The sequence below is a fragment of the Rhizobium sp. PvP014 genome, assembly GCF_017876855.1.
Taxonomy (GTDB): domain Bacteria; phylum Pseudomonadota; class Alphaproteobacteria; order Rhizobiales; family Rhizobiaceae; genus Neorhizobium; species Neorhizobium soli.
Window position 1 is genome coordinate 2,064,596 of record NZ_JAGIOT010000002.1, and the last position, 25,230, is coordinate 2,089,825.

Annotated in this window: 21 protein-coding genes; 10 read left to right on the forward strand and 11 right to left on the reverse strand. The window is 61.1% G+C overall.

Annotation, left to right across the window (positions count from 1 at the left end; translation table 11 throughout):
• The first annotated feature begins 5 nt into the window (after positions 1-5).
• From glgA to J3A65_RS14675, 4 genes are all read left to right on the forward strand, one after another.
• Positions 6-1,451 carry a glycogen synthase GlgA gene (gene glgA, locus J3A65_RS14660; RefSeq protein ID WP_209901911.1) on the forward strand — a complete coding sequence of 482 codons (1,446 nt, stop codon included), beginning with the start codon at positions 6-8 and terminating at the stop codon, positions 1,449-1,451.
• Position 1,452: 1 nt separating this feature from the next.
• Positions 1,453-3,081: an alpha-D-glucose phosphate-specific phosphoglucomutase gene (locus J3A65_RS14665; RefSeq protein WP_209901913.1), complete on the forward strand. Its 1,629-nt coding sequence runs from the start codon at positions 1,453-1,455 to the stop codon at positions 3,079-3,081.
• 204 nt (positions 3,082-3,285) lie between these two features.
• Positions 3,286-5,229, forward strand: coding sequence for a glycogen debranching protein GlgX (gene glgX / locus J3A65_RS14670; protein ID WP_209901915.1), 1,944 nt, complete (start codon positions 3,286-3,288; stop codon positions 5,227-5,229).
• Between the two features lie 76 nt (positions 5,230-5,305).
• Positions 5,306-5,791: a MaoC family dehydratase gene (locus J3A65_RS14675; RefSeq protein ID WP_062461045.1), complete on the forward strand. Its 486-nt coding sequence runs from the start codon at positions 5,306-5,308 to the stop codon at positions 5,789-5,791.
• Positions 5,792-5,818: 27 nt separating this feature from the next.
• Here the strand turns inward: J3A65_RS14675 and J3A65_RS14680 are convergent, their stop codons facing one another.
• The 6 genes from J3A65_RS14680 to J3A65_RS14705 form a co-directional block, all read right to left on the reverse strand.
• Positions 5,819-6,139, reverse strand: coding sequence for a hypothetical protein (locus J3A65_RS14680; protein WP_062461049.1), 321 nt, complete (start codon positions 6,137-6,139; stop codon positions 5,819-5,821).
• Positions 6,140-6,214: 75 nt separating this feature from the next.
• Positions 6,215-6,769, reverse strand: coding sequence for a sarcosine oxidase subunit gamma (locus J3A65_RS14685; protein ID WP_113109734.1), 555 nt, complete (start codon positions 6,767-6,769; stop codon positions 6,215-6,217).
• Positions 6,762-9,737 (reverse strand): sarcosine oxidase subunit alpha, encoded by a 2,976-nt coding sequence (locus J3A65_RS14690; protein ID WP_209901917.1) that lies wholly within the window; start codon positions 9,735-9,737, stop codon positions 6,762-6,764. The genes J3A65_RS14685 and J3A65_RS14690 overlap by 8 nt, the downstream gene beginning before the upstream one ends.
• A complete protein-coding gene (locus tag J3A65_RS14695) occupies positions 9,734-10,090 on the reverse strand; it encodes a sarcosine oxidase subunit delta (RefSeq protein WP_209901918.1) in 357 nt (118 codons plus the stop codon). Before J3A65_RS14695 ends, J3A65_RS14690 begins: the two co-directional genes overlap by 4 nt.
• Before the next feature lie 19 nt (positions 10,091-10,109).
• Positions 10,110-11,363: a sarcosine oxidase subunit beta family protein gene (locus J3A65_RS14700; protein WP_209901921.1), complete on the reverse strand. Its 1,254-nt coding sequence runs from the start codon at positions 11,361-11,363 to the stop codon at positions 10,110-10,112.
• 299 nt (positions 11,364-11,662) lie between these two features.
• Positions 11,663-12,637: a zinc-binding dehydrogenase gene (locus tag J3A65_RS14705; RefSeq protein WP_209901923.1), complete on the reverse strand. Its 975-nt coding sequence runs from the start codon at positions 12,635-12,637 to the stop codon at positions 11,663-11,665.
• Between the two features lie 310 nt (positions 12,638-12,947).
• On the opposite strand from J3A65_RS14705, the gene rpsU reads away from it, so the two are divergent.
• The 3 genes from rpsU (at position 12,948) to J3A65_RS14720 (ending at position 15,328) form a co-directional block, all read left to right on the forward strand.
• On the forward strand, positions 12,948-13,196 hold the full coding sequence (gene rpsU / locus J3A65_RS14710; RefSeq protein WP_062461068.1) for a 30S ribosomal protein S21: 249 nt from the start codon (positions 12,948-12,950) through the stop codon (positions 13,194-13,196).
• Positions 13,197-13,331: 135 nt separating this feature from the next.
• The gene (locus J3A65_RS14715; protein WP_082476443.1) at positions 13,332-14,219 is read left to right on the forward strand and encodes a tetratricopeptide repeat protein; all 888 of its coding nucleotides are present in this window, start codon (positions 13,332-13,334) and stop codon (positions 14,217-14,219) included.
• A gap of 14 nt (positions 14,220-14,233) precedes the next feature.
• Positions 14,234-15,328, forward strand: coding sequence for an FAD-binding oxidoreductase (locus tag J3A65_RS14720; RefSeq protein WP_209901926.1), 1,095 nt, complete (start codon positions 14,234-14,236; stop codon positions 15,326-15,328).
• Positions 15,329-15,334: 6 nt separating this feature from the next.
• On the opposite strand, the gene J3A65_RS14725 is transcribed toward J3A65_RS14720, so the two are convergent.
• The 4 genes from J3A65_RS14725 to J3A65_RS14740 form a co-directional block, all read right to left on the reverse strand.
• Positions 15,335-16,357, reverse strand: a complete 1,023-nt coding sequence (locus J3A65_RS14725; protein ID WP_113109729.1) for an LLM class flavin-dependent oxidoreductase — start codon at positions 16,355-16,357, stop codon at positions 15,335-15,337.
• 222 nt (positions 16,358-16,579) lie between these two features.
• Positions 16,580-16,804: an aa3-type cytochrome c oxidase subunit IV gene (locus tag J3A65_RS14730; RefSeq protein ID WP_062582159.1), complete on the reverse strand. Its 225-nt coding sequence runs from the start codon at positions 16,802-16,804 to the stop codon at positions 16,580-16,582.
• 171 nt (positions 16,805-16,975) lie between these two features.
• Positions 16,976-17,728: a hypothetical protein gene (locus J3A65_RS14735; RefSeq protein ID WP_062461904.1), complete on the reverse strand. Its 753-nt coding sequence runs from the start codon at positions 17,726-17,728 to the stop codon at positions 16,976-16,978.
• Between the two features lie 171 nt (positions 17,729-17,899).
• Positions 17,900-20,224, reverse strand: coding sequence for a GGDEF domain-containing phosphodiesterase (locus tag J3A65_RS14740; RefSeq protein WP_062461077.1), 2,325 nt, complete (start codon positions 20,222-20,224; stop codon positions 17,900-17,902).
• 302 nt (positions 20,225-20,526) lie between these two features.
• On the opposite strand from J3A65_RS14740, the gene J3A65_RS14745 reads away from it, so the two are divergent.
• The gene (locus J3A65_RS14745; protein ID WP_062461080.1) at positions 20,527-21,066 is read left to right on the forward strand and encodes a TRAP transporter small permease subunit; all 540 of its coding nucleotides are present in this window, start codon (positions 20,527-20,529) and stop codon (positions 21,064-21,066) included.
• A 31-nt stretch (positions 21,067-21,097) separates the two neighbouring features.
• A complete protein-coding gene (locus J3A65_RS14750; RefSeq protein ID WP_062461083.1) occupies positions 21,098-22,615 on the forward strand; it encodes a TRAP transporter large permease subunit in 1,518 nt (505 codons plus the stop codon).
• 436 nt (positions 22,616-23,051) lie between these two features.
• Here J3A65_RS14750 and J3A65_RS14755 read toward each other — a convergent pair whose 3' ends face one another.
• Positions 23,052-24,170, reverse strand: a complete 1,119-nt coding sequence (locus J3A65_RS14755) for a TRAP transporter substrate-binding protein (protein WP_062461086.1) — start codon at positions 24,168-24,170, stop codon at positions 23,052-23,054.
• A gap of 258 nt (positions 24,171-24,428) precedes the next feature.
• Here J3A65_RS14755 and J3A65_RS14760 point away from each other — a divergent pair, with 258 nt between their 5' ends.
• Positions 24,429-25,229: a gamma-glutamyl-gamma-aminobutyrate hydrolase family protein gene (locus tag J3A65_RS14760; protein WP_209901928.1), complete on the forward strand. Its 801-nt coding sequence runs from the start codon at positions 24,429-24,431 to the stop codon at positions 25,227-25,229.
• The last annotated feature ends 1 nt before the right edge of the window (position 25,230 follow it).

Genomic DNA, 25,230 nt, shown 5'->3' on the forward strand with positions numbered 1-25,230 from the left:
CTCCGATGAATGTTCTGTCGGTCGCGTCCGAAGTCTTTCCGCTGGTAAAAACCGGCGGCCTCGCCGATGTGGCCGGCGCACTGCCGCTGGCACTCAAGAGCCAGGGCGTCTCGATGAAGACCCTGATGCCGGGCTATCCGGCTGTCATGCGGGTGCTGAAGGATGCAAAACTCGTCATGAGTTTCGACGACCTTCTCGGTGCCAGTGCCGATATCCTCGAAGTCACGCACCAGGGGCTAGACCTCCTGGTGCTCGACTGCCCCATGTTCTTCGACAGGCCGGGCGGCCCCTATCTCGATCAGACGGGCAAGGACCATCCCGACAACTGGAGACGCTTCGCGGCACTGTCCAAGGCGGGTGCGATCATCGCGCAGGACGGTATCGCGGGCTGGCGGCCCGACATCGCACATGTCCATGACTGGCAGGCGGCCATGCTTCCGGCCTTTATGCGCTACTCGGAAACGCCCGAAATCCCGACGCTGATCACCATTCACAACATCGCGTTCCAGGGCATGTTCGGCGCCGATATCTTCCCCTTTCTCGGTCTGCCGGACCATGCCTTTGCGATGGACGGGATCGAATATTTCGGCGGCATCAGCTATTTGAAAGCCGGGCTGGAGACGAGCTGGGCAATCTCTACCGTTTCTCCCTCCTATGCCGAGGAAATTCTGAGCGGCGAATACGGCATGGGGCTCGAGGGTCTGCTCTCCCGCCGCTCCGTGGATCTGACGGGTATCGTCAACGGCATCGACGCTGAAATCTGGGACCCGGAAACCGACATCAACCTGCACACCCGCTACGGTGCCGGAAGCCTCAAGAGCCGCGCTGCCAACAAGCGGGCGATCGAGGAGCGGTTCGGCCTCGTTGAAAGCGACGGTCCGCTGTTTTGCGTCATCTCCCGCCTCACCTCGCAGAAGGGCATGGATCTGCTGGCGCAGGAGATCGACAACCTTGTCGAGGCCGGCGGCAGGCTGGCGGTGCTCGGCTCCGGCGATCAGGCGCTCGAAACCGCATTTCACGCCGCTGCAGGCCGCCATCCGGGCAGCGTTTCGGTTCTGACCACCTATGACGAGCCGCTGTCGCACCTGCTTCAGGGCGGCTCCGATGCCATCATCATCCCCTCCCGGTTCGAGCCGTGTGGCCTTACCCAGCTCTACGGTCTGCGTTACGGCTGCATCCCGGTCGTTGCCCGCACCGGTGGCCTCAACGACACGGTCATCGACGCCAGCCCCGCCGCACTCGCTGCGAAGGCCGCAACCGGTGTCTCCTTCGGCCCGGCAACAGCCGACAATCTTGGCCGCGCCCTGCGCCGCGCCATCCGTCTCTACAAGGACCCTGATGTCTGGACGGAAATGCAGAAGCAGGGCATGAAATCCGACGTTTCCTGGGAAAGGAGTGCTGGCCTCTACGCCGCGCTCTATTCCGATCTACTTGCAAGAAAAGGCATTTGAGATGATCAAAACCGTATCGACCACGCCCTATCAGGACCAGAAGCCTGGGACCTCCGGCCTGCGCAAGAAGGTGCCTGTCTTCGCTCAGGAGAATTACGCCGAGAACTTCATCCAGGCGATCTTCGACAGTCTCGAGGGATTTGCCGGCAAGACGCTGGTGATCGGCGGCGACGGCCGCTATTACAACCGCGAAGTCATCCAGAAGGCGATCAAGATGGCCGCGGCCTCCGGCTTCGGCAAGGTCATGGTCGGCCAGGGCGGTATCCTGTCGACGCCGGCCGCCTCCAACATCATTCGCAAATACCACGCCTTCGGCGGCCTGATCCTGTCGGCCAGCCACAATCCCGGCGGCCCGAACGAAGATTTCGGCATCAAGTACAACACTGGCAACGGCGGCCCGGCGCCTGAAAAGATCACCGATGCGATCTATGCCCGTACCAAGGTCATCGACACCTACAAGATCGCTGATGCGGCCGATATCGACCTCGATGACGTCGGAACGTTCAAGATCTCCGGAATGGAAGTCCAGGTCATCGATCCGGTCGCTGACTATGCCGAACTGATGGAGCAGCTGTTCGATTTCGTGGCAATCCGTGCCCTGCTTGCGAGCGGCGTCCGCATTGCGATCGATTCGATGGGCGCCGTCACAGGCCCCTATGCCGTGGAAATCTTCGAGAACCGGCTTGGTGCGCCCGAGGGCTCGGTACGCAACGCGACCCCGCTTCCCGATTTCGGCGGTCATCATCCGGACCCGAACCTTGTCCATGCCAAGGAACTCTATGACGACGTGATGAGCAAGAGCGGCCCGCATTTCGGTGCCGCCTCCGATGGCGACGGCGACCGCAACATGGTCGTCGGCAAGGGCATGTTCGTGACACCGTCGGACAGTCTGGCGATCATCGCCGCAAACGCGACGCTGGCACCCGGCTACGCCAAGGGCATTGCAGGCATTGCCCGTTCGATGCCGACAAGTGCGGCGGCCGACCGCGTGGCGGAAAAGCTGAAGATCGGCATGTACGAAACGCCGACCGGCTGGAAGTTCTTCGGCAATCTGCTCGATGCCGGCAAGGCCACCGTCTGCGGCGAGGAAAGCTTCGGCACCGGTTCCGACCACGTGCGCGAAAAGGACGGCCTCTGGGCGGTTCTGTTCTGGCTGAATATCATGGCAGCCAGAAACGAGAGCGTCGCTGAAATCGTCAAGTCGCATTGGGCCGAATACGGCCGCAACTACTATTCCCGCCACGACTACGAGGAAGTGGATTCGGATGCAGCGAACGCTCTCGTGGCGGCCCTGCGCGAAAAGCTCCCGACGCTCCCCGGCCAGACCTTCGGCGCACTCAAGGTCGAATTTGCTGACGATTTCGCCTATCTCGACCCGATCGACGGCTCCGTTTCGAAGAACCAGGGCATCCGCATCCTGTTCGAAGGTGGCTCCCGCGTCGTGTTCCGCCTGTCGGGCACCGGCACGTCGGGTGCGACGATCCGCGTCTATGTCGAGCGCTACGAACCCGATGCCAGCCGTCACGACATCGAGACCCAGACAGCACTTGCCGACCTGATCGCGGTGGCAGACGAGATTTCGGATCTCAAGAAGCGCTCCGGCCGGGATGCCCCGACGGTGATCACCTGATCGAGGCTGCCGGGTGACATTGCCCCTCATCCGGCGACAGCAACCTTCTCCCCGCAATCGGGGAGAAGGATTTGCCGCAGCGACACGGGACCCTACTTCCACAGGACATGTCTCTTCTTCCCACCAAGCGGAGAGAAGGCAGGCTGATTGTCAGCCGCGAACGCAGGGTCGCTGGCGAAATGGATGAGCGATAAGGAACCAGATATGTCTTATGCACACGCTCAAAGACGCGGCGCTGTTCTCCTGGATAAGATGGCGGAATTCTCGGTCTGGTCGCAGCATGCGGAAAAGATCGAACTCTGCCTGTTCGATGCCGATGGCGAGACGGAAACCGCCCGCCACCCGATGACGCGCGGCGACGACAACCTTTACCGCATCGACCTTCCCTCGATCAGACCCGGCCAGCGCTACGGTTTTCGTGCGCATGGCATCTACGATCCGGATAAAGGCCTCTGGTTCGACCCGTCGAAACTGCTTGTCGACCCCTACGCCAAAGAACTCGACCGCCCCTTCGTCTACGATCCGAACCTCTCGCAGTTCAACTTCGACACGGCCGGCCTGGTGCCCAAGGCGATCGTCACGGAGCACGTCGCAGCCAAGATCGAGGCGCCGCGGTTTACTCCCGGCGGACTGATCTACGAAGTCGCCGTAAAACCCTTCACCATTCTTCACCCCGACGTGCCGGAAGATATCCGCGGCACGGTCGCAGCGCTCGCGCATCCAGCGGTCATCGCCCATCTCAAGAGGATCGGCGTCGACGCGATCGAGCTGATGCCAATCACCGCCTGGATCGACGAACGGCACCTCCCGTCGCTCGGTCTCACCAATGGCTGGGGCTACAATCCCATCGCCTTCATGGCGCTCGACCCGCGCCTCTGCCCCGGTGGCGTCCAAGAACTGCGCGACACCGTCGCCGCCCTGCACGAGGCGGGCATCGGCGTCATCCTCGATCTCGTGTTCAACCATTCGGGCGAAAGCGATCGCTACGGTGCCACGCTGTCGATGCGCGGGATCGACAACCTCTCCTATTATCGTCACGCGCAGGGTGAGCCCGGCCTTCTCATCAACGACACCGGTACCGGCAACACGCTCGCCTGCGACCATCCCGAAGTCCGGCGCCTGATCGTCGATACGCTGCGCCATTTCGTCATTCATGCAGGCGTCGACGGCTTCCGCTTCGATCTGGCACCGATCCTCGGTCGCACCTCGAACGGTTTCGACGCCGATAGCGAAACGCTGACCGCGATGCTCGAAGACGAGGTCCTGAAAGACCGCGTCATGATCGCCGAACCCTGGGATATCGGCCCCGGCGGCTATCAGCTCGGCAATTTTCCGGAAAAATTCCTCGAGTGGAACGACCGCGCCCGCGACGACATCCGCCGTTACTGGCGCGGCGACGAGTGGACGACAGGCGCGCTCGCCACCCGGCTTGCCGGCTCGTCTGACCTTTTCTCCGGACACACGCGCACGGTCAATTTCCTCGCCGCCCATGACGGCTTCACGCTGATGGATCTCGTGTCCAACGAGCACAAACACAATGAGGCGAACGGCGAAGACAACCGCGACGGTCACGGCGACAACATGTCCTGGAACAACGGCACCGAAGGCGTGACCCGCGACCGCGATATCCTCGCCGACCGTCGAAGGGACGCCGAAGCCCTGCTCTCGACGCTGTTTGCCAGCCGAGGCACGATCATGCTGACGATGGGCGACGAGGCCGGCCGCTCCCAGCGCGGCAACAACAACGCCTATGCGCAGGATAACGAGATCACCTGGATGGACTGGGCAACGCTCGACGAGGCGCTGGTCGAGCACACGGCAATGCTTTCAGCCCTCCGCAAACGGTTCTCCGTATTCTCCGAAACCAGCCTGCTCACGGGCGATGGCGATATCGAATGGATCTCGCCAAGCGGCCAGCCGATGCAGGTGTCCGACTGGGAAAACCCCGCCAATCCGGTCCTCGGTTTCATGCTGAAAACCGACGATGCAACGACCGGAAAAGCCACGCGGCTCGCCATCATCGTCAACCGCGGCCACACTCCCCAAACCTTCGCCCTTTCCGGCCCGAACTGGCGTTGTTATCCTGATAACCAGCCGTGGGATACGGCACTTGCCCCCCGGTCGGTCCGCTTTTGCATCGAAAATTGATGCACTGCAAAAACCTGTCGCCAAGTCCTTTAAAGCCTGTAAGAGTCCGCATCACAACCAACGGAAAGAGCAGCGCATGCGTGAAATTTCCCTCGCCGATGTTGCAGGACTGGTCGGTCAGGAACTGGGTGTTTCCGACTGGATTACCGTCAACCAGACAATGATCGACCAGTTCGCCGATGCGACGCTCGATCACCAGTTTATCCACGTGGATCCAGAGCGCGCCAAGGCCGAAAGCCCATTCGGCGGCACCATCGCCCACGGCTTTCTGTCGCTGTCGCTGCTGTCAGCCATGAACTACGAAACCATGCCGAAAATCCGCGAACAGACGATGGGGATCAATTACGGGTTCGACAAGGTCCGCTTCATGTCGCCCGTCAAGAGCGGCGCGCGGGTCCGCGGCCACTTCACGCTGGCCGACAGCCGCTTCCGCGGCGCCGGCATGCTGATGACCACCTACGAGGTTTCGATCGAGATCGAGAACGAGAAAAAGCCGGCACTGACCGCCACATGGATCACCATCGTCCAGTTCGACCCGAAGGATCGGCCGGAAGACGCCTGAGTTACCTCCCGTTCATCTCCTCTCGCGTCATCCCAATTCCAGCATCAGCAACCCGATGAGCGGCGGCAAGGCGGCACCGATGAGAAGGGGCGCCGTCCGGGATGCCGTCAGCCCCAGCGCAGAACCGGAAACCCCGGCCGCGATCAACCCGGCGATCGGCATCGACAGACTGCGGTCGATCCCCGGCACGAGCGAAGCCAGTAGCGCCGCAATGACCGCTACTCCGCCGACCAGAATGCCCTTCCACAGTTCGACACCGGACAACTTCGCCGCTACCGCGCCCCCGGCGATGGCGGCAGCGATCCCGAGCAAGACCCACTGAATATCCGGCCAACCAGCGTCCACCATAAAAAACCCTCCCATTCTGCAATGGGAGGGTGCGGTATTGTCGAACCCAATTCAAGTCAGGCGATGGTCGAAGAGCTAGAGCGCAGCGTCTTTCGCGCCCTCCGAGAGAAGGCCGAAGGCGTAGTCGGAAAACGACCGCCAGACTTCCATTCGGAACGCCTCCTCGCCCGTGCGCAGAAGCACCACTTCCACCTTGCCAAACAGCGTGCGCGAGCAGGCACCGACCGGAAAGACTGACAGCGACAGATCCTGCGGGCAACCCGTGTTGATCGCGGCCTCCGCACCCGGACCCGAAATCAGGATCGCGGTGTTGCGGTGAGACACGTCGGTCGCGGAATGCAGCACACCGGAATTGGCGGCAGCGGTCATCAGGCCGCTTTCGCTTTCGTCGATCACCAGCCACTCGTCCGGTCCGAGCCATAGCGCGGTGCGGCCATTGGCGGATGCGGACGTCTTCGGCCTGACCGGCAGATCGACGCCGAGCGAGCCTGAAAGTGCGGATACATCCTCCGCCTTCGCCCGCAGCGAAATGCGGCCGGCCGGAGCTGCCGGTTCGAGCCGGACGACGGAAGATCCGCCGTGAAAACCGGTCATCGGGACTACGCGCTGAGCCATTGCAAAATCAGCCATTGATGCGGCCTCCTTCCTTGTCGAAGAACACCATGTCGGTCATTTCCACCGAAATCGTCCTGTCGGCCATCGGCACGTAGAGCGTGCTGCCCATCTTTGCGCGTCCGCCGGCAACCAGCGCGATCGCGATCGATCGGCCGAGAGTTTCCGACCAGTAGGACGAGGTCACATGGCCGAGCATGGTCATCGGCTTCGGCTGGTTCGGATCGGCAACGATCTGCGCGCCCTCTTCCAGCACATCCTTCGGATCCTTGGTGAACAGGCCGACCAGCTGCTTGCGTCCCTCGCGCACAAGGTCCGGACGCTTCAGCCCTCTGATGCCGACGAAATCGGTCTTCTTCTTCGAGACAGCCCAGCCATAACCGGAATCGTCAGGGGTGACCGTGCCGTCCGTATCCTGGCCGACGATGATATAGCCCTTTTCGGCGCGGAGAACGTGCATGGTTTCCGTGCCGTAGAGGCAGGCCCCCATCGATTGCGCGCGTTCCCAGATCGCCTTCCAAACCGCCGCCCCGAAATCGGCGGGCACATTGACTTCGAACCCGAGCTCGCCGGTAAACGACATGCGGAACAACCGCCCCGGAACGCCCATGATCGTGCACTCGGCAACGCTCATATGCGGGAAGGCTTCGTTGGAAATGTCGAGCCCGTCGATGAGGGGCGCAATGATCTCGCGCGCCTTCGGACCCTGAACTGCGATGACAGCCCATTGTTCGGTGGTCGATGTCAGCCATACGTTGAGATGCGGGAATTCCGTCTGCAGATAGTCTTCCATATGCTGCAACACCCGCGGCGCACCGCCGGTCGTGGTCGTCACATGGAAACGGTCTTCTGCCAGGCGCCCGACGACACCGTCGTCATAGATGAACCCGTCTTCCCTTGTCATGATCCCATAACGGCTCTTGCCGGGTTTCAGCGTATCCCAGGCATTGGTGTAGAGCAGGTTGAGGAATTTCGCCGCATCCGGGCCGACCACCTCGATCTTGCCGAGCGTCGAGGCATCAAACACGCCGCCGACCTCACGCACGGTTCTGCACTCGCGGTTGACGGCTGCGTGCATGTCTTCGCCGCGCTTTGGGAAATACCAGGCCCGCTTCCAGTTGCCCACATCCTCGAACTCGGCGCCTTCGGACGCCTCCAGAGCATGCATCGGCGTCTTCCGGGCCGGATCGAACAACTCGCCGCGCGAATGGGCGATCAGCGTGCCGTAGGTGACCGGCGTATAGGGCGCACGGAACGTGGTGAGACCCACCTGCGGGATTGGCCGGTCGAGCATTTCCGACGCGATGGCGAGGCCATGCATGTTGGAAAGCTTGCCCTGGTCGGACGCCATGCCATTGGTGGTAAAGCGCTTGATATGCTCGATCGAATGCATGCCCTCGCGCACGGCAAGACGGATGTCCTTGGCGGTCACGTCATGCTGGAAATCGACGAACGCCTTGACCGCATCCTCCGGTCCCGCCCCTTCGGCCGCCCCGATCATGCCGCCGGTCCATTCGAACCGGTTTTCGCCCGAGACCACAGCTGCACCGCCGCCTGCGGCAATCGCCTCGTCGATCAGATCGGCGAGATCGTCGGTCCCGTTGCAGGCACCGACCGAGATGCAGTTCTGAGCATAGATATCCGGCAGGAACCGCTGGTTTGCCTCGTCGAAGCGCAGTTTTCCGCGAGACTGCGAGAACAGATGCACTGACGGAGTCCAGCCTGCCGAGATGAGCAGCGCGTCGACTTTGATCTTGCGCGCATTGGCGCCGCCATTGCGGGAGACGGTGATGGAGTTGATCCGCAGCCGGCCGGACGTGTCGGTCACGGCATGGCCTGTCAGCACGTCGATCCCGAGCGCACGTGCCTCGGCCAGCACCGCATCGCCCGGATGGCTGCGGCTGTCGATGATCGCCGCGATCGACACACCCGCCCGCTTCAGGTCGAAGGCCGCCTCATAGGCGCTGTCATGCGCGGTATAGACGCCGACATTGCGGCCGACGGCAACGCCGTGATGGTTGAGGAAGCTGCGCGCGGCAGACGCCAGCATGATGCCCGGCCGGTCGTTGTTGGCAAATACCATATGCCGTTCGATCGAGCCGGTCGCCAGCACGACCTTTTTCGCACGCACCTGCCAGAGACGCTCGCGCGGCAGATCCCGGCCCGGAAGCGCGACATGGTCGGTCACCCGTTCCACAAGGCCGAGGAAACCGTGGTTGTAATAGCCGAACACGGTGGTGCGGGTCAGCACCGTGACATTGTCCATCGCCTTCAGCTTTGCAGCCGTCGCCTGCGCCCAGTCGAAACCGTTCTTGCCGTCGATCACCGTGGAACTGTCGAAATGCAGCGCACCGCCGACTTCCGGCTGTTCGTCGACGAGAATGACCTTTTTGCCCGTCGCCGCCGCCGAAAGTGCCGCCGTCAGGCCGGCAACACCGGCGCCTGCAATCAGCACGTCGCAATGCACGTAGCGGCTGGCGTAATGATCGGGATCCGCTTCCTTCGGCGCTTCGCCAAGGCCTGCGGCGCGACGGATGATCGGCTCATAGAGTTTGTGCCAGGCTTCCCGCGGCCACATGAAGGTCTTGTAGTAGAAACCCGCGGCAAAGAACGGCGACAGCATGTCGTTGAACGCGCCGATATCGTATTTGAGCGACGGCCAGCGGTTCTGCGAGGCGATCTTTGCGCCATCGAACACTTCCTGCACCGTGGCGCGCACGTTCGGCTGACGGCGAGCGGCATCTCGCGACACGTCGAGCAGCGCATTCGGCTCTTCCGGACCTGATGTCAGGATGCCGCGCGGGCGGTGGTATTTGAACGAGCGGCCGAGCAGATGCACGCCATGCGCCAGAAGCGCTGACGCGACCGTATCGCCCTCCAGCGCCGTGTAGCTTTTGCCGTCGAATGTGAAGCGCGCCGTGCGAGCCGGCGTATGGCGTCCGGCGCCATTGATGCGGAATTCGCCCGAGTTGGAGGAAGAACTCATCTCGCGTCTCCTTCCGTAGCTTCCCAGGTTTCGACGGTCTTTTCTTCGGCGATCGCCGCAGCATGGCTTGCGACCGGGATCGGCTGTTTCGGCAGACCCGCCTTGTAGGTCATCAGGAACCTGTCGCTCACCGTATCGCGGGCCGCGTTGAAGAAGCGGCCGCAGCCGTGAATATGCCGCCACCGTTCATAGGTGAGACCCTTCTCGTTGTTGCGCAGAAAGAAGAACTCCGCGAACTCCTCGTCGGAAATTGCCGCGATATTCTCCGGCCGGGCAATATGCGCCTCGCCGGCCCAGCGAAATTCCAGTTCCGAGCGATCTTCTTCGCAATAGGGGCAGTGGATCAAAAGCATCTGGTCTATCCCCTCACTATCAGTGCGCGACGGCAGCGGCTGCCGCCTCGTCGATCAGGCGGCCCGTGCGGAACCGGTCGAGATTGAGACCCGAAGCCAGTTTATGCGGTTCGCCCTTGGCGATCAGATGCGCAAACAGGTTGGCCGAGCCCGGCGTCGCCTTGAACCCGCCGGTACCCCAGCCGCAGTTGACGAACAGGCCTGGAACGGGCGTGACACCCTGAATAGGCGACCTGTCCGGCGTGTTGTCGGTAATGCCGCCCCACTGCCGCATCATCTTGACGCGGCGGAAGATCGGAAACAGTTCGCAGATCGCATCGAGCGTATGGGTAATGATCTGCAGGCCGCCGGTCTGGGAGTATGAATTATACTGGTCGGTGCCGGCGCCGATCACGAGCTCGCCCTTGTCGGACTGCGAGATATAGGCATGCACCGTGTTCGACATGACGACGCAGGGGAAGATCGGCTTGAGCGGCTCCGAGACCAGCGCCTGCAGCGGGGTGGAATGAAGAGGCACGCGAACGCCCGCCATTTCCATGACGACAGACGAATGACCGGCCGCCGATACGCCGACCTTGTTGGCGCCGATGAAACCCTTGGAGGTCTCGACGCCCTGAACTTCGCCACCCGGTCCGCGGCGAATGCCGGTGACCTCGCAGTTCTGGATGATATGGACGCCGCGATCGGCCGCCGCACGCGCATAGCCCCAGGCAACGGCATCGTGGCGGGCGGTGCCGCCGCGGCGTTGCAGGGCGGCGCCATTGATGGCGTAGCGTGCCGTCTTCGAAATATCGAGAACCGGAACGAAGGCCTTCGCCTGTTCCGGCGTCATCCACTCGTTGTCGATACCGTAAAGTCTGTTGGCGTTGATGTGCCGCTTGAACGACTGCTGGTCATGAATGTTGTGCGACAGCATCATCACGCCGCGCGGCGAATACATGACGTTGTAGTTGAGCTCCTGGCTCAGGCCTTCCCACAGTTTGAGGGAATGCTCATAGATGTCCATGCTCTCTTCATAGAGATAGTTCGAGCGGATGATGGTCGTGTTGCGGCCGGTATTGCCGCCGCCAAGCCAGCCCTTCTCGATCACCGCGATATTGGTGATGCCGTGTTCCTTGGCAAGATAATAGGCGGCACCCAGACCATGACCGCCGGCACCGACGATGATCACGTCGTATGAGCTGCGCGGCTCGGGAGAGGTCCACTGCGCCTCCCATCCCTTGTGGGCGCGCAGTGCCTCGCGGGCTATGGCGAAAACCGAATATTTGCGCATGAGGCCGCTTCTCCTTGATCCGCCGGTAAGGCTCTTGGGTAGAACCATACCCATCGCAAATCAATATGCGCCGCAATGGCCGTTTTGCGACGCCTCAGAGGATTGTTTCGACACGCGCGGAAAACAGGCCCGGGAACCTCGGACGAAAGGCCCGGCCGACGTTCATGTGACGACGGCGGAGGGAAGATGGGGTCGTGACGTTAGAGCGACCGGCCGTTAACGCGGCCACAGGCTTCCTGTGAATTTTGGACAGACAGAAACCAGGGAAAGTTTCCCCGGTTTGTCATCGAGAGGCAAAATCAGGCCCGGAGCAGCACCTTGCCGGTGCGGCCGTGCTCGCCGGCTGCCTTGGCCGCCTTGGCGATGTCATCGAGACCAAAGACCTCGGAGACGGTGAGGGTCACGGTGCCGTTGGCGACGGCTTCGACGATCTCGCTGATATGGCTCTTCATCTTTTCCGCAGGAAGCTTGGGCGCGATCTTGGCGAGCCAGAAACCCTTGACCACAGCCTGCTTGAAAATCATGTCGCTGGCTGAAAGCTGCATCGGCGTTCCCGACATGAGTCCGAACGAGATCAGCAGTCCGTTTTCGCCAAGCACCGACAGCAGGTCTCCGGAGGCCGGGCCGCCGACGCCATCGACCCCCGCCTTGATCGCGGCTCCGCCCGAGAGCGCATTGACCGTCTCGCGCCATCCGGTCTGCGACGTCGAGACGACATTCTGGATGCCGAGATCCGCCAGTTCGCGCACCGCCTCGTCACGTCGGACGAGGTTGATGACATTGATCTGACGCGGCTTGGCAAACATCGCGAGCGTCTTGCCGACCGCACCATTGGCCGCGTTCTGGATGATCCAGTCACCTTTTTCGACACCCGCAAAATCGAGCAGTGTCAGGGCGCTGAGCGGCATCGAGATCAGCTGCGCGCCAGCCTCATCGGAAATCGAATCGGGCAGCGGCACGGCCGCCATGGCCGACGCGATATAATACTCCGCCCAGGTGCCCTGCCCTGAGGCCGCCACACGCTGCCCGACCTTCAGGTCCGAGACGCCCTCGCCCAGCGCATCGACGATACCGGTTCCTTCGGTGCCGGCGACGGCTGGCAGGTCGGGCTTGTAGCCGTAATCGCCGGAAACCGTCAGAAGATCGTGATTGTGGATCGCCGCCATCGACATGCGGATCCGGATCTGGCCGGGGCCGGGCTGCGGAATTGGGCGATCCTCGATCGACAGGACGGAAGACGGATCGCCGAAACTGGAATGAATGGCACTACGCATGAGATTTCTCCGTTCGGTCCCGCGTGGCTCGGCAGGACAAGGCTTGGGCCGGTTGGGAACAGGTTCCCGCATGGGCGCAAATCGACTATGGCTTGGTGGCGGATATAGGACATCGCTAGGCGGATATAACCCCGCGCGGAGCAGCGGCTGTAAAATTCTTGAGAAGCCCGCAGCCGCGGGTAGACTTTTGACATCTCCTCTGTTAAGTGCCTTCACCAATCGCTTCGGCTATCCGCCGGGCTCCGACATTCTCTCGCCTCGAATCCTGCAGATTCCCTGGCGATAACAAACCAAAGGAACGGGATTTCACGTGCAGGTACTTGTCCGCGACAACAACGTTGATCAGGCTCTCCGCGCTCTCAAGAAGAAGATGCAGCGCGAAGGCATTTTCCGTGAAATGAAGATGCGTGATTACTACGAAAAGCCTTCGGAAAAGCGCGCCCGCGAAAAGGCTGAAGCCGTTCGCCGCGTCCGCAAGCTGGCCCGCAAGCGCATGCAGCGCGAAGGTCTTCTTCCGGCAACGCCGCGCCCGGCAACCGCCCGTCCGGCTGCTCGTTGATCGGTCGTTTTTTCGACGTTTTCATGTGATTATGAGCGGTGGCGACATGGGCGCCGCCGCTTTTTTGATTCGGAACAGTCGACATTCCGACACGTTCTGCCGATCCTGACAGCCCGATACGAGGACATGCGCCTGATGGCCGCCAAGACTGCCGTTTTTTCCGATGGAACCCGAAACTCCGGCCATTCCTTGACCGTCGCCCCAATTCGCAAGGCCCTCGCTCCGATCGGTATCGTGGCAGTGCTCGCGCTGGCCGGCTGCTCGACGACCACGTCGACGGACATGATCAGCGTCGATCGCGCCCAGGGGTCGGAACAGAACATCTCGTCCCTGTCCTCCGTCATCAGCTCCAACCCGTCTGATCCGGAAGGCTACAACATTCGCGGGTCGGCCTACGGCCGCGCCGGCGAATTCAAGCGGGCGCTGGACGATTTCAATCGCGCGCTCCAGATCAATCCGCAGTTCTACCAGGCCTATGCGAACCGGGCGCTCGTCTATCGCAACATGGGCAAGCCTGTCGAAGCCGCGAACGATTACAACCGCGCGCTCCAGATCAATGCCAATTACGACGTCGCCCTGATCGGCCGCGGCAATATCTATCGCCAGGCCGGCCGCCTCAACGAAGCCTTCAGTGACTTCAACAAGGCCATCGATCTCGATACGACCGATGGTCGCGCTTACCACAACCGCGGCCTGATCTATCAGGCCCGCAATCAGCACGCGCAGGCGATCGACGACTTCTCCAAGGCGATCTCGCTCTCCTCCAGCTCGGCCGAGCCTTATAACGGTCGCGGTATTTCCTATCTCGCCATGAACGACGACGAGAATGCGTTTGCCGACTTCAACCGTGCCATCGAGCTGAACGACAAGCTTGCCGAATCCTGGGCCAACCAGGCACTGGTGTATGAGCATCGCGGCGACCGTGCCCGCGCCAACCGTTCGTTCTCGCATGCCGTCCGCCTGGACCCGAACTACAAGCCGGCCCAAGACGGCGCGGCACGTACGCGCGGCGGCAATAGCTAAGCGGAGCCATGACGATGCAGCAGTCCGGTCGCCATGATATCATCGTCATCGGCGGCGGGATTGTCGGCGCCTCGATTGCCTGGCACCTCACGGTGTCAGGCGCCAAAGTTCATCTTCTTTCTGAGAAACCGGGCGGCATAGCCACGCCGAATTCCTTCGCCTGGATCAACGCCAGCTGGGGCAATCCGCGCGCCTATTTCGACCTGCGCATGCGCGCCATCGCCGAATGGAAGCGCCTTGCGAAGGACGTCCCCACCCTGCCCCTATCTTTCGCGGGCGGCCTATGCTGGGACATGTCGCAGGCTGACCTGACGACCTACGCCAGCCAGCATTCCGGCTGGGGCTACGATATTGCTGAGGTCGATGCCGTTAGGATTGCCGCCATCGAACCGGCCTTGAACGACGTGCCTAACACCGCGCTTTACGCCGCGATGGAGGGTGTAGCCGAGCCGCAGGCGAGCGCCGAGATCCTCATCGCAGACGCCCAAAGACGCGGCATGCTCCTCATCGAAGGCGTCCGGGTCACTGCCCTCAGGCGCAATGGCGAAGGCAATGTCGCAACTGTGGTCACCGATAGCGGCGAATTCGCAGCCGGTGAGATCGTACTCGCCGCCGGCGCCGGCAGCGCGACCCTTGCCGCTTCTGTCGGAATAGACGTTCCGGTCGAAACACCACCCGGCCTCCTCGTCCACTCGACGCCGGTCGCGCCGATCCTCAACGGCCTTGTCATTGCGCCGGAACTGCATGTGCGGCAAACCGCGGAGGGTCGGCTCGTCGCCGGCACCGATTTCGGCGGCATGGATCCGGGTACCGATCCGGATGGCGCGGCGGAAGAGCTGTTCTGCAAACTGAAGCGGTCCGTCAAAGGCGGCGACAGCCTGGTCATGGACTTCTACACCGTCGGTTATCGCCCCACGCCAAAGGACGGCTTTCCGATCATCGGACGTGCCGAAGATCAGACCGGTCAAACCCTCACCGGCCTCTACATTGCCGTCACCCATTCGGGCATCACGCTCGCTCCGGCGATCGGCCTGTTCGCCGCCGGCGAAATCCTGGAAGGGGCGCAAGAACCGCTTCTCGCCCCCTACCGTCTGTCGCGCTTTAGCTGACAGCCCTCAGCGCCAGCCGAGCGCTGGCGCCACATGCTTCAGGATCGACTCGATGACATGGGCATTATAGTCGACGCCGAGCTGGTTCGGCACGGTCAGAAGCAGCGTATCGGCCTCGGCAATGCCCTCATCCTGGCGCAGCTCCTCGATCAGGGCTTCCGGTTCTGCCGCATAGGAACGACCAAAGATCGCCCGCGTGCTGTCGTCGATATATCCGACCGAGTCCTGCTCCTTGCCGCCGCGGCCGAAATAGGCCCGGTCGCGATCGTCCGTCAGCGCGAAGATTGAGCGGCTGACCGATACCCGCGGTTCGCGCTGATGGCCGGCCGCTTTCCAGGCGTCGCGATAGGCGCGGATCTGCTTTGCCTGCTGGATGTGGAAAGGCTCGCCCGTCTCGTCGTTCTTCAGGGTCGAGCTCTGCAGATGCATGCCCTTCCCGGCCGCCCAGACTGCCGTTGCATCGGAGCTTGCGCCCCACCAGATGCGGTCTCGCAGCCCTTCCGAATGCGGCTCCAGACGCAGCATGCCCGGCGGGTTCGGAAACATCGGGCGCGGGTTGGGTTTGGCAAACCCCTCGCCCTTCAGCACGTCGAGAAAGACTTCGGCGTGGCGGCGGCCCATATCGGCATCCGTCATCCCCTCGCCCGGCTCGTAGCCAAAATAGCGCCAGCCCTCGATCACCTGTTCCGGCGAACCGCGGCTGATGCCAAGCTGCAGGCGCCCTTGCGAAATCAGATCCGCCGATCCCGCGTCTTCCGCCATGTAGAGCGGGTTTTCATAGCGCATGTCGATGACGCCGGTGCCGATCTCGATCTTCGACGTGCGCGCACCGACGGCGGCCAGAAGCGGAAACGGCGAAGCCAACTGGCGGGCGAAATGGTGAACGCGGAAATAGGCGCCGTCGGCACCGAGTTCCTCGGCAGCGACGGCAAGATCGATCGACTGCAACAGCACGTCGCCCGCAGAGCGCGTCTGCGATTGTGGCGACGGCGTCCAGTGACCGAATGATAGGAAACCGATTTTCTTCATAAGAGGGCTCCGGCAATATGCGCATGAGAAGAGGTGTTGCCCCCTACATGGCATGCCGCAGCAGCATCCGTTAGGGCCCTGCCGCGAATTGGGCGCAGACGGATTGTTCGCAGATTGCGAACGAAGTCTGTGAAGATGGAATGAAATAGCGCCTGGAGTACCTGCCGGCAGGGTCGCGCGGGTGCAACGTCACACCCGCGCTCCGACAGAAACAGATCCGACTTAGCGCAGCAGGAAGACGCCAGCGATATTGAGGATGATGAAAACGATGAGGCCGCCGAGAAGTCCGGCGCCGCCGAAAAAGCCGGCCGCCATGGCGATCATCAGAACGACGGTAGACATCGTGCCCCATTTTGCAGCGGCCAGAAAACCCTCGTAGGTTTTCTCGTGCTCGCGATAATCCATGGGAGCACCGGTCTCCATAGGTCCGCTCTGGTGATTGTCCATCATCGATCTCCTTCAACGCCGCGCCAACGAGCCGATCACGGCGGGGTGGCGCGGTAGCCTCCTCCTCGCTCTTCGAATCCTTGGCAGATCACCGAAAAGCGCCTCTCGATCCAGATTACACACACCGCTTCAAAGCGCAATCGCGCCGCGCCGCGGCTGGTGCTTTAACACCTACTCGGCGAACGCCATTTCCTGAGAGGTCGGCCTTCCCGCGATCCTCGCGGTCGGCAGAACGGTGAGTGGCGGACTGTCGAACTGCGCTTCGTTGCCGAACATCATCCGCCGTTCATAGGCCTCCGACCGGAACAACGGGAACCGCCGCATCAACTGTGGCCTTACCTCCTTGACGCGTGACGCAAGAAGCGTGAGCTCGAAGCCGTAGATGCCGGCCATCGTTGGCGGCACGACGATATCCGCCAGGAAGATGCGCTTGTAGAACGAGGCATGCGGCGGGCGGATATGCTGCAACACCCGGTCGGCATCGAAATGGATGGCAGCCATGATGCTGGGCCGCAGCGTGATATAGGGGATGGTCGGCAATTCGGCGACGACAGCCGGATCGACCGCAAACCGGGCGGGATCGATCAGCGTCATCCCGGCATCGAGGAAAGCGTGGACCGCATCGGGAAACACGCCTGTTGACTGGCACACACGATGGTCAGGCGTCACGTAATGGACGCGGATCGTGGCGATCAGTTCTTCGTAATGATGAATGCCGAAGACATAGGCGTTGCGGTCGAAATCGATCTCATCGAGCATGTCCACCGCACCAACGGGGAGAACATCCTGCGCCTTGTAGGCTTTGTATCTTAATCTGGCGATATCTTCGAAATCTTCGGCGCTCTGAATGCGGCGGTATTCGATGTGGTCGAGAGATGCGAGGAGCTTTTCGGAAAATGGTGCTTCAGGAACAGATTGCTTTATCGGCATGTGAATTATCCATGGGACGTTAACCCAGGATTAACCGTGAACTGAGCCTTGATCGCAATCGCCGAAATTATGTTTAACAAATTTTAAACAGAAATAGTTAACCGCCAGCGGTAACCTTATGCCGCGGGTGCAAAAAATAGCCCGTAAAGATATGGGGAAGCGCGTCTACCCAGCCGCGCTCAGTGACCGCGGCGCGTCGTTCTTGCGGCCCGATACGGCACGACTACCTGCCTTGCTGAGAGCAACGCCGTTGACGCGCAGACTCTCCAGCGCATCGACCGGCACCGGCGGCGAGAAGATGTAGCCCTGAACCAGGTCCGCAAAATTGTGCTTGCGCACGAGATCCAGCTGTTCCTGGGTTTCGACGCCTTCGAGAACGATGCGGAGATCGAGCTCGCGTGAAAGATGCACGATGCCGCTCAAAAGCTTCATGCGGCGCGGATCGGTACCGATGTCGCGCACGAAGGCGCGGTCGATCTTGACGATATCGATCGGCAGGGAATCCAGATAACTGAGGCTCGAGAACCCGGTGCCGAAATCGTCGATTGCGATCGTCACGCCGTTGGCGCGCAACCGGCTGAGCGTCGCACTCACGGCGACAGGCTCCTCCATGAAGCAGCTTTCGGTTACTTCCAGATGCAGCCGTGCGGCAGGCAGACTGTAGCGCGCCAAAGTCTCGGCCACCATTGCCGTGATCGCACCGCCACGAAGATCCTTGACCGAGAGATTGACGGAGACCGCCATACCGCCCGACCATTCGGCGCAGTCGGCGCATGCCTTGTCGAGCACGAACCGGGTGACGTCCGAAATCAAGCCCATGCTTTCGGCAAGCGGGATGAAGATGTTGGGTCCGATCCAGCCGCGCTCGGGATGCGACCATCTTACCAGTGCCTCGCAGCATTCCATCTCGGACCCGTCCGGCCGGTACATCGGCTGGTAGACGACGGACAGATGGCCGTTTTCGATGGCATGGCGCAGATCGGTCCGCAGACGCTGCTCGGCCACATACCGACCATCCATTTCCGGCCTGAAGGTTCGAACCGTGCCGTTGCCGGTCGACTTTGCCTCGTTGAGGGCAAGGTCCGCCTTGATCTGCCAGGATTCCATGTCGAAATCTTCAGCGGGCAGAATGACGCAACCGCTGTTGAGCGATACCGAAAGACTAAGCCCGTCGACCCGGTAATCCCCCTCGAATGTCCGATGAATCTCGCGGATACGCGCCTCGATCGCGCAAGAACCGTCTTTGCCGGTCACCAGCAGAACGAACTCGTCGCCGACCAGCCGGCCGATCAGAACCTCGTCGCTCGCAAACGCCGCTGCCCGTTCGGCAATTGCTGCAAGAAGCTTGTCGCCCACCACGTGGCCGCGCATGTCGTTGACATGCTTGAACCCGTCGACATCAAGAATAGCAAGCCCGGCCCACATCTCCGGACCTGCATTTGCCAGCCGCCGTTTGACCTGTTCGGTGAAATGTCCCCGCGTCGGCAGGCCGGTCAGCGTGTCGAAACGAACAAGGTGAAGGATTTTCTCTTCGGCAGCGACCCTTGCGCTGACATCCTCGAAGATCATCACGAGACCGCCCTCGGAACGGCGGCTGAGCGAGAACTCCAGATAGGTGTCGTCATTGAGACGCAGCAGCGTCTTGCCCGCCTGCCCTTCCAGCAAGCCGCCGATCTGCGTCAGGATCTCGTCCGGAAACGCGTTTTCGCGGTCGCGCAGGGCGGCAATGAAACTCGCGCCCATCAGGTCTTCGGCATCGCCCAGTCCCAGCAATTCATGCGCGCGCCGGTTGACGACCTGCACCCGGCCATCGGCGTCCAGCATGATCAGCGCATGCGTCATGGTGCTGAGCGCACTGTCGAGCTGGTCGGCAACCGTCTTCATCTCGCGCGAAACGATGACGTTCTTGTAGAGAAATTCCCGCACCCCCGTCGCCATCGACTGGGTGGTCAACCCGAACGGCACGAGAAAGAGCGCCATCAGCGCAAGATTGATTTCGCCGGTCAGCACGCAGGCAATGATCAGCGGCAAGCAGCAGCCGGTCGTCTGCAGCGCAACCGCGCGAGCAGACCCGTAGTTGCGGCCGACGATCGACACCATCGACGCCATGGTGACCGCGATGCACATGAAGGCGGCCATCATGTCCCGCAGGACAAGAACCGCATAGGCGCTGCTGATACCGAGAAGGAAAGCAGTCGCCGCGGCGCCGTAGACATAGCGTGTTTCCCAGCTTTCGATCTCGTCGCGGGAAAGAACCGCACGGTCGAGACTGTCGAAGCGACGGAACGAGATGACCCGGAACGTGAAGACGGCCAAGAACACCGCAATCAGCATGATATAGAAGGTAGAGCCCGTCGTGGCAAAAATCACTGCGCACGACAGGATATGGACCACCATGCCAGTCCACAGCGTTCCACGATTTCTAAACAGCGATTCGACGAACGACAGATACACTTCTGTCGGCAGCGTTTGCGCTTCCGCATTCTTCATAGGGGCACATTCCCTTGCCATCAGACCGACAATGGAGAAAACGTTTTAAAAATTGATTGTTGTCGGAGTGCGACCCCTTGGATTGTGGGGGTTCGTCGAAAAGCGATCAATGAACGGTAACAGGGATTGCTGAAACTCTCCAAACTCAATTATGCGCTCTCGCGACCACCTTCGCAATAATATTTCGCGGAATGCCTGGAAACGGCATTTATGCGACCTATGGGGGTCTTTTCTTTTAATAAGCGTTCGTTTACATCGCCTCATTCGGGCAGAGGTAAAGACCTGCTGGGGAGCGAGTGAGTATGGCGGGCCTGTTGAAATTCAGCGCGTTAATTGACCGTGTCAGCGAAATCGTCGGAAAATTTGCGGGTTATCTCGTTCTGGCCTGCTGCCTGATCAGTGCCGGTAATGCCTGCATCCGCTATGCGTTCAACTACAGCTCGAATGGCTGGCTGGAAATCCAGTGGTATCTGTTCGCGTTTATCGTTCTCTTGGGCGCATCCCATACGCTTCGTCTCAACGAACACGTCCGCGTCGATCTGATCTACGGCGCCGTCTCGGATCGCAAGCGGTTGTGGATCGATGCGATCGGCCTGGTGATCTTTCTGATCCCGGCATGCCTCTTTCTGGCATGGCTGTCCTGGCCGTTCTTCTCCCTGTCTTTCATGCAAGGCGAAGTGTCTTCGAATGCCGGCGGCCTGATCCGCTGGCCCGTCAAATTCATCATCGTCTCGGGGTTCGTGCTCCTTGCCTTTCAGGGCCTGTCCGAGCTGATCAAGCGCATCGCCGGCCTCACAGGCACCCTCCAGGTCGACACGACCTACGAAAAGCCACTGCAATAAGACCGCGCCATTCCGGGGGGAAACCAAGCTCATGTTTGAATACGGCGTAATGCCACCGGCCATGTTTCTGGGCATGATCATTTTCATGCTCTACGGCTTTCCGGTCGCCTTTTCCCTTTCGGCGGTCGGGCTGTTTTTCGGCTTCCTGGGTATCTACACCGGTCATTTCGAATATGCGTTCATGCAGGCCCTGCCGCTGCGCATTTTCGGCATCGTCTCCAACGACCTGCTTCTCGCCATTCCCTTCTTCACCTTCATGGGTGCCATTCTTGAACGCTGCGGCCTTGCCGAGGACCTGCTCGAAGGCACCGGAAAACTGTTCGGCGCCATTCCCGGCGGCCTTGCCTATGCGGTGATCATCGTCGGCGCAATTCTCGGCGCCATCACCGGCACGGTTGCCGCATCCGTCATCACCATGGGTGTGATTTCCCTGCCGATCATGCTGAAATACGGCTACAATCCGCGTCTCGCGACCGGCGTAATCGCAGCCTCCGGCACGATCACCCAAGTCATTCCGCCGTCGCTCGTCCTCATCGTTCTGGCCGATCAGCTCGGCCGTTCGGTCGGCGACATGTATCTCGGCGCCATCGGTCCTTCGATCCTGCAGGTCGTCATCTTCCTGCTGTTCATTCTCTTCACCTCGATCGTCCGCCCCCAGGATGTTCCGGCGCTGCCGCCGGAGGCCCGCGGCGAACTCAATGCCGCGCTGGTGTTGAGAGTGCTGTGGGGCATGGTCCCTTCGGTCGTGCTGATCTTCCTTGTCCTCGGCACCCTGTTCATGGGACTTGCCACACCGACGGAAGCCGGCGCGCTCGGCGTCGTCGGCGCCATGGCGCTTGCTGCCATGCACCGCCGCCTGACCTGGGACCTCGTCAAGCAGGCCATGCATTCGACCATGACGATCACCTCGATGGTCGTCTTCATCCTCGTCGGTGCCACCTGCTTCAGCCTCGTCTTTCAGGGCATGAACGGCGGGCTCTGGATCGAATTCCTGCTGTCTCATATTCCGGGCGGCGCCCTCGGCTTCCTGATCTTCGTCAACATCTTCATTTTCTTCCTGGCCTTCTTCCTGGATTTCTTCGAGATCGCCTTTATCGTCCTGCCGATGCTGGCACCGGTCGCAACCGCGCTCGGCATCGACCTGATCTGGTTCGGCGTGCTGCTCTGCGTCAACATGCAGACCTCGTTCATGCACCCGCCATTCGGCTTCGCACTCTTCTACCTGCGCTCGATCGCGCCGAAGACTGTGAAGACGAAGGACATCTATCTCGGCGCCATTCCGTGGCTCGGGATGCAGCTGATCCTCGTCGCCATCATCATCTTCTGGCCGGAATCCGTCACCTACTGGCTGGACAAGGCTCCAGACGTCGATCTCAATACGATCAAGATCGAAATCCCCGGCTTCGGCAATGATAGCGGCAACAACCAGATGCCCAATTTTGGCCTGCCGCCGATGGATGGTGCGCCCGGTCAGGGCGGCGGCGCGCAACCTGCCCCCGGACTACCCGGCATGCCCAACTTCGGCGAGCCACCCAAGATCAACCCGTAACGGCTTCGTCTTGCCAGAAAACCGGTGCAGTAGTACATTGGAGTGGAGAGCAAAGCGCGAACTCTGCCCTCCGTTTGTTATTTGACTAGGAAATTGAGCCGGACGGACACTGACCAGCCCGTCCGGTATTTCCTAACCAGCAACGTAATGCTCAGTGGAAACCACATCGCATCACCTCCTGTTCGACGGCAAGGCTTTTGCCTAAAAGTCGGGGAAGCCCGTCTTCACCGATACTCCGGCTGGCCACGGAGTGCTCTGCTTCTGCTTCCGAACACTGCCATCATAGATAACAGCGTGTGATTGTCGAGCCGACGCAACCGGGCATACGTGCAGCGCGTCTATTGCGTGAATCCAGTCCGGCGCCATCCCTCAGCTGCAAAACAAAACCCCGGACCTTGCGATCCGGGGTACGTGTCGTAGCAACGCTATGGAAAGATCAGATCTTGCCGTTTCGCTGCTGGATCATCATGAACGTGTCGAATGTGTACTCCGAAAGCTGCATCCAGAGGTAACCTTCCTTCTTGAATGCGACCTGGTCGTCGTAGACCTTCTTGAAATCCGCGTTGGTTGCGGAAATACCTTTGTAGACGTCCATTGCAGCCGTGTAGCAGGCCTCGAGGATATCCTGGCTGAATGGCCGCAACGTCGTCCCCTGCGATACGATCTGCTTGATCGCCATCGGGTTCTTCAGATCGTATTTCGCCATCATGTTGGTATTGGCGAAAGCGCAGGCATCGGTCAGCGCCGACTGATAATGCTTTGGCAGGCTGTTCCACTTGTCGAGGTTGATGAAGGCATGGATTGTCGGGCCGCCTTCCCAGAAAGCCGGATAGTAGTAATACTTGGCCACCTTGTAGAAGCCGAGCTTGTGGTCGTCATAGGGACCGACCCACTCCGCCGCATCGATCGTGCCCTTTTCCAGCGCCGGATAGATATCGCCTCCGGCGATCTGCTGCGGTACGGCGCCGAGCTTTTCGAGCACCTTCCCGGCAATGCCGGCAATGCGCATCTTCACGCCCTTAAAGTCGTCGACGGTGTTGATTTCCTTGCGGAACCAGCCGCCCATCTGGGCGCCGGTATTGCCGGCCGGCATGCCGTAGATCTGATGCTTGGCATAGAACTCGTTCATCAGCGTATTGCCGTTGCCCTGGTAGAACCACGAGTTCGTCAGGCGCGCATTCATGCCGAAGGGGATCGCCGTGCCGATCGCAAAGGTCGGGTCCTTGCCGACAAAATAGTAGGAGCAGGTATGGCACATCTCGACCGTGCCAGCGGAGACCGCATCGGCCGCCTGCAGACCCGGGACGATCTCACCACCTGCAAACGGCTGGATCGTGAAATTGCCGTCGGTGGCGGCTGCAACATGCTTCGCGATATCGTCGGCGCCGCCATAAATCGTGTCCAGCGATTTCGGAAATGACGATGTCAGGCGCCAGTTGATCTTCGGGTTCTGCTGGGCAATGGCAGGTGTCGAAAGCGGAACAGCAAGCACTGTGGCTGCAGCGGCTCCCGCGCCGCCGACTGCCGTCTTTTTCAGGAATGAACGACGATCCATCAAAAATCCTCCCGGGTTGAACAGACCGCGAAGATGTCTCCTCCCATACCTCGCCAGTCCTAGATGAGGTAATCATGTTGCTTGAATGCTTGCAAGCAGACCATGTAACAATGACGGCGGACCAAGGTTAAACCGCATTATACTTTCGTCTTCCGCGATCGTCGTGGTTCACGCTGCACGGCGTCGCTACGGCTTGACTTCACCCCGCCTCCGGCAGCAATACGGGATGAGAACCACTGCCCCGCCTGGAGATTGTTCATGTCCGTTTCGCGCCGCAAGCCCATCGTCGCCGTCCCCGCCGATCTCAGGCAATTCGAGGGCGCTCTCTGGCACGCCACGCCCAACCAGTATGTCAATGCGGCGCTGAAAGTGGCCGATGTCATGAGCTTCATCGTTCCCGCCTTCGAAGAGGGCAACGATGTCGACACGATCCTCGACCGGGTCGACGGCGTGCTGGTCTCCGGCGCCGTCAGCAATGTCCACCCGTCGCTTTACGGCCGCGAAGCAACCGAGGCAGACGGCCCGTTCGACCCCGGCCGCGACGCCACCTCGCTGCCGATGATCCGCCGCGCGATCGAGCGCGGCATTCCGCTTCTCGCCATCTGTCGCGGCATCCAGGAACTGAACGTTGCGCTCGGTGGCACGCTGGCAAGCGAGATCCAGGATCAGCCGGGCAACTGGGACCACCGCAAGCCCGACCTGCCAGACCGCGACGCGATGTACGCGATCCGCCAGCCGGTCTTCGTCAAGGAAGGATCCTGCATCGCGGATTTCCTCGGATTTTCCGGCGAAGTCCAGGTGAATTCGCTCCACCGCCAGGCGATTGCAAAGACCGCTCCCCGCCTGAAGGTGGAGGCGACGGCCGCAGACGGCACGATCGAGGCGGTGTCGGTGATCGACGCGAAGAATTTCGCCGTTGGCGTCCAGTGGCATCCGGAATACTGGGCCGAAACCGACGCACCGTCGGGCGCCCTGTTCCGGGCGTTCGGCGATGCGGCCCGCGCCTATGCGGCATCGACAAGCGGTGCGACCAGCCCAACGGTTGCCCGCACCGCGTGAA

Excerpts from the sequence above, each read along its gene's own strand:
- glgA (WP_209901911.1), top strand. The coding sequence starts at position 6 with ATGAATGTTCTGTCGGTCGCGTCCGAAGTCTTTCCGCTGGTAAAAACC.
- J3A65_RS14665 (WP_209901913.1), top strand. The coding sequence starts at position 1,453 with ATGATCAAAACCGTATCGACCACGCCCTATCAGGACCAGAAGCCTGGG.
- glgX (WP_209901915.1), top strand. The coding sequence starts at position 3,286 with ATGTCTTATGCACACGCTCAAAGACGCGGCGCTGTTCTCCTGGATAAG.
- J3A65_RS14675 (WP_062461045.1), top strand. The coding sequence starts at position 5,306 with ATGCGTGAAATTTCCCTCGCCGATGTTGCAGGACTGGTCGGTCAGGAA.
- J3A65_RS14680 (WP_062461049.1), bottom strand. The coding sequence starts at position 6,139 with ATGGTGGACGCTGGTTGGCCGGATATTCAGTGGGTCTTGCTCGGGATC.
- J3A65_RS14685 (WP_113109734.1), bottom strand. The coding sequence starts at position 6,769 with ATGGCTGATTTTGCAATGGCTCAGCGCGTAGTCCCGATGACCGGTTTT.
- J3A65_RS14690 (WP_209901917.1), bottom strand. The coding sequence starts at position 9,737 with ATGAGTTCTTCCTCCAACTCGGGCGAATTCCGCATCAATGGCGCCGGA.
- J3A65_RS14695 (WP_209901918.1), bottom strand. The coding sequence starts at position 10,090 with ATGCTTTTGATCCACTGCCCCTATTGCGAAGAAGATCGCTCGGAACTG.
- J3A65_RS14700 (WP_209901921.1), bottom strand. The coding sequence starts at position 11,363 with ATGCGCAAATATTCGGTTTTCGCCATAGCCCGCGAGGCACTGCGCGCC.
- J3A65_RS14705 (WP_209901923.1), bottom strand. The coding sequence starts at position 12,637 with ATGCGTAGTGCCATTCATTCCAGTTTCGGCGATCCGTCTTCCGTCCTG.
- J3A65_RS14715 (WP_082476443.1), top strand. The coding sequence starts at position 13,332 with ATGGCCGCCAAGACTGCCGTTTTTTCCGATGGAACCCGAAACTCCGGC.
- J3A65_RS14720 (WP_209901926.1), top strand. The coding sequence starts at position 14,234 with ATGCAGCAGTCCGGTCGCCATGATATCATCGTCATCGGCGGCGGGATT.
- J3A65_RS14725 (WP_113109729.1), bottom strand. The coding sequence starts at position 16,357 with ATGAAGAAAATCGGTTTCCTATCATTCGGTCACTGGACGCCGTCGCCA.
- J3A65_RS14730 (WP_062582159.1), bottom strand. The coding sequence starts at position 16,804 with ATGGACAATCACCAGAGCGGACCTATGGAGACCGGTGCTCCCATGGAT.
- J3A65_RS14740 (WP_062461077.1), bottom strand. The coding sequence starts at position 20,224 with ATGAAGAATGCGGAAGCGCAAACGCTGCCGACAGAAGTGTATCTGTCG.
- J3A65_RS14745 (WP_062461080.1), top strand. The coding sequence starts at position 20,527 with ATGGCGGGCCTGTTGAAATTCAGCGCGTTAATTGACCGTGTCAGCGAA.
- J3A65_RS14750 (WP_062461083.1), top strand. The coding sequence starts at position 21,098 with ATGTTTGAATACGGCGTAATGCCACCGGCCATGTTTCTGGGCATGATC.
- J3A65_RS14755 (WP_062461086.1), bottom strand. The coding sequence starts at position 24,170 with ATGGATCGTCGTTCATTCCTGAAAAAGACGGCAGTCGGCGGCGCGGGA.
- J3A65_RS14760 (WP_209901928.1), top strand. The coding sequence starts at position 24,429 with ATGTCCGTTTCGCGCCGCAAGCCCATCGTCGCCGTCCCCGCCGATCTC.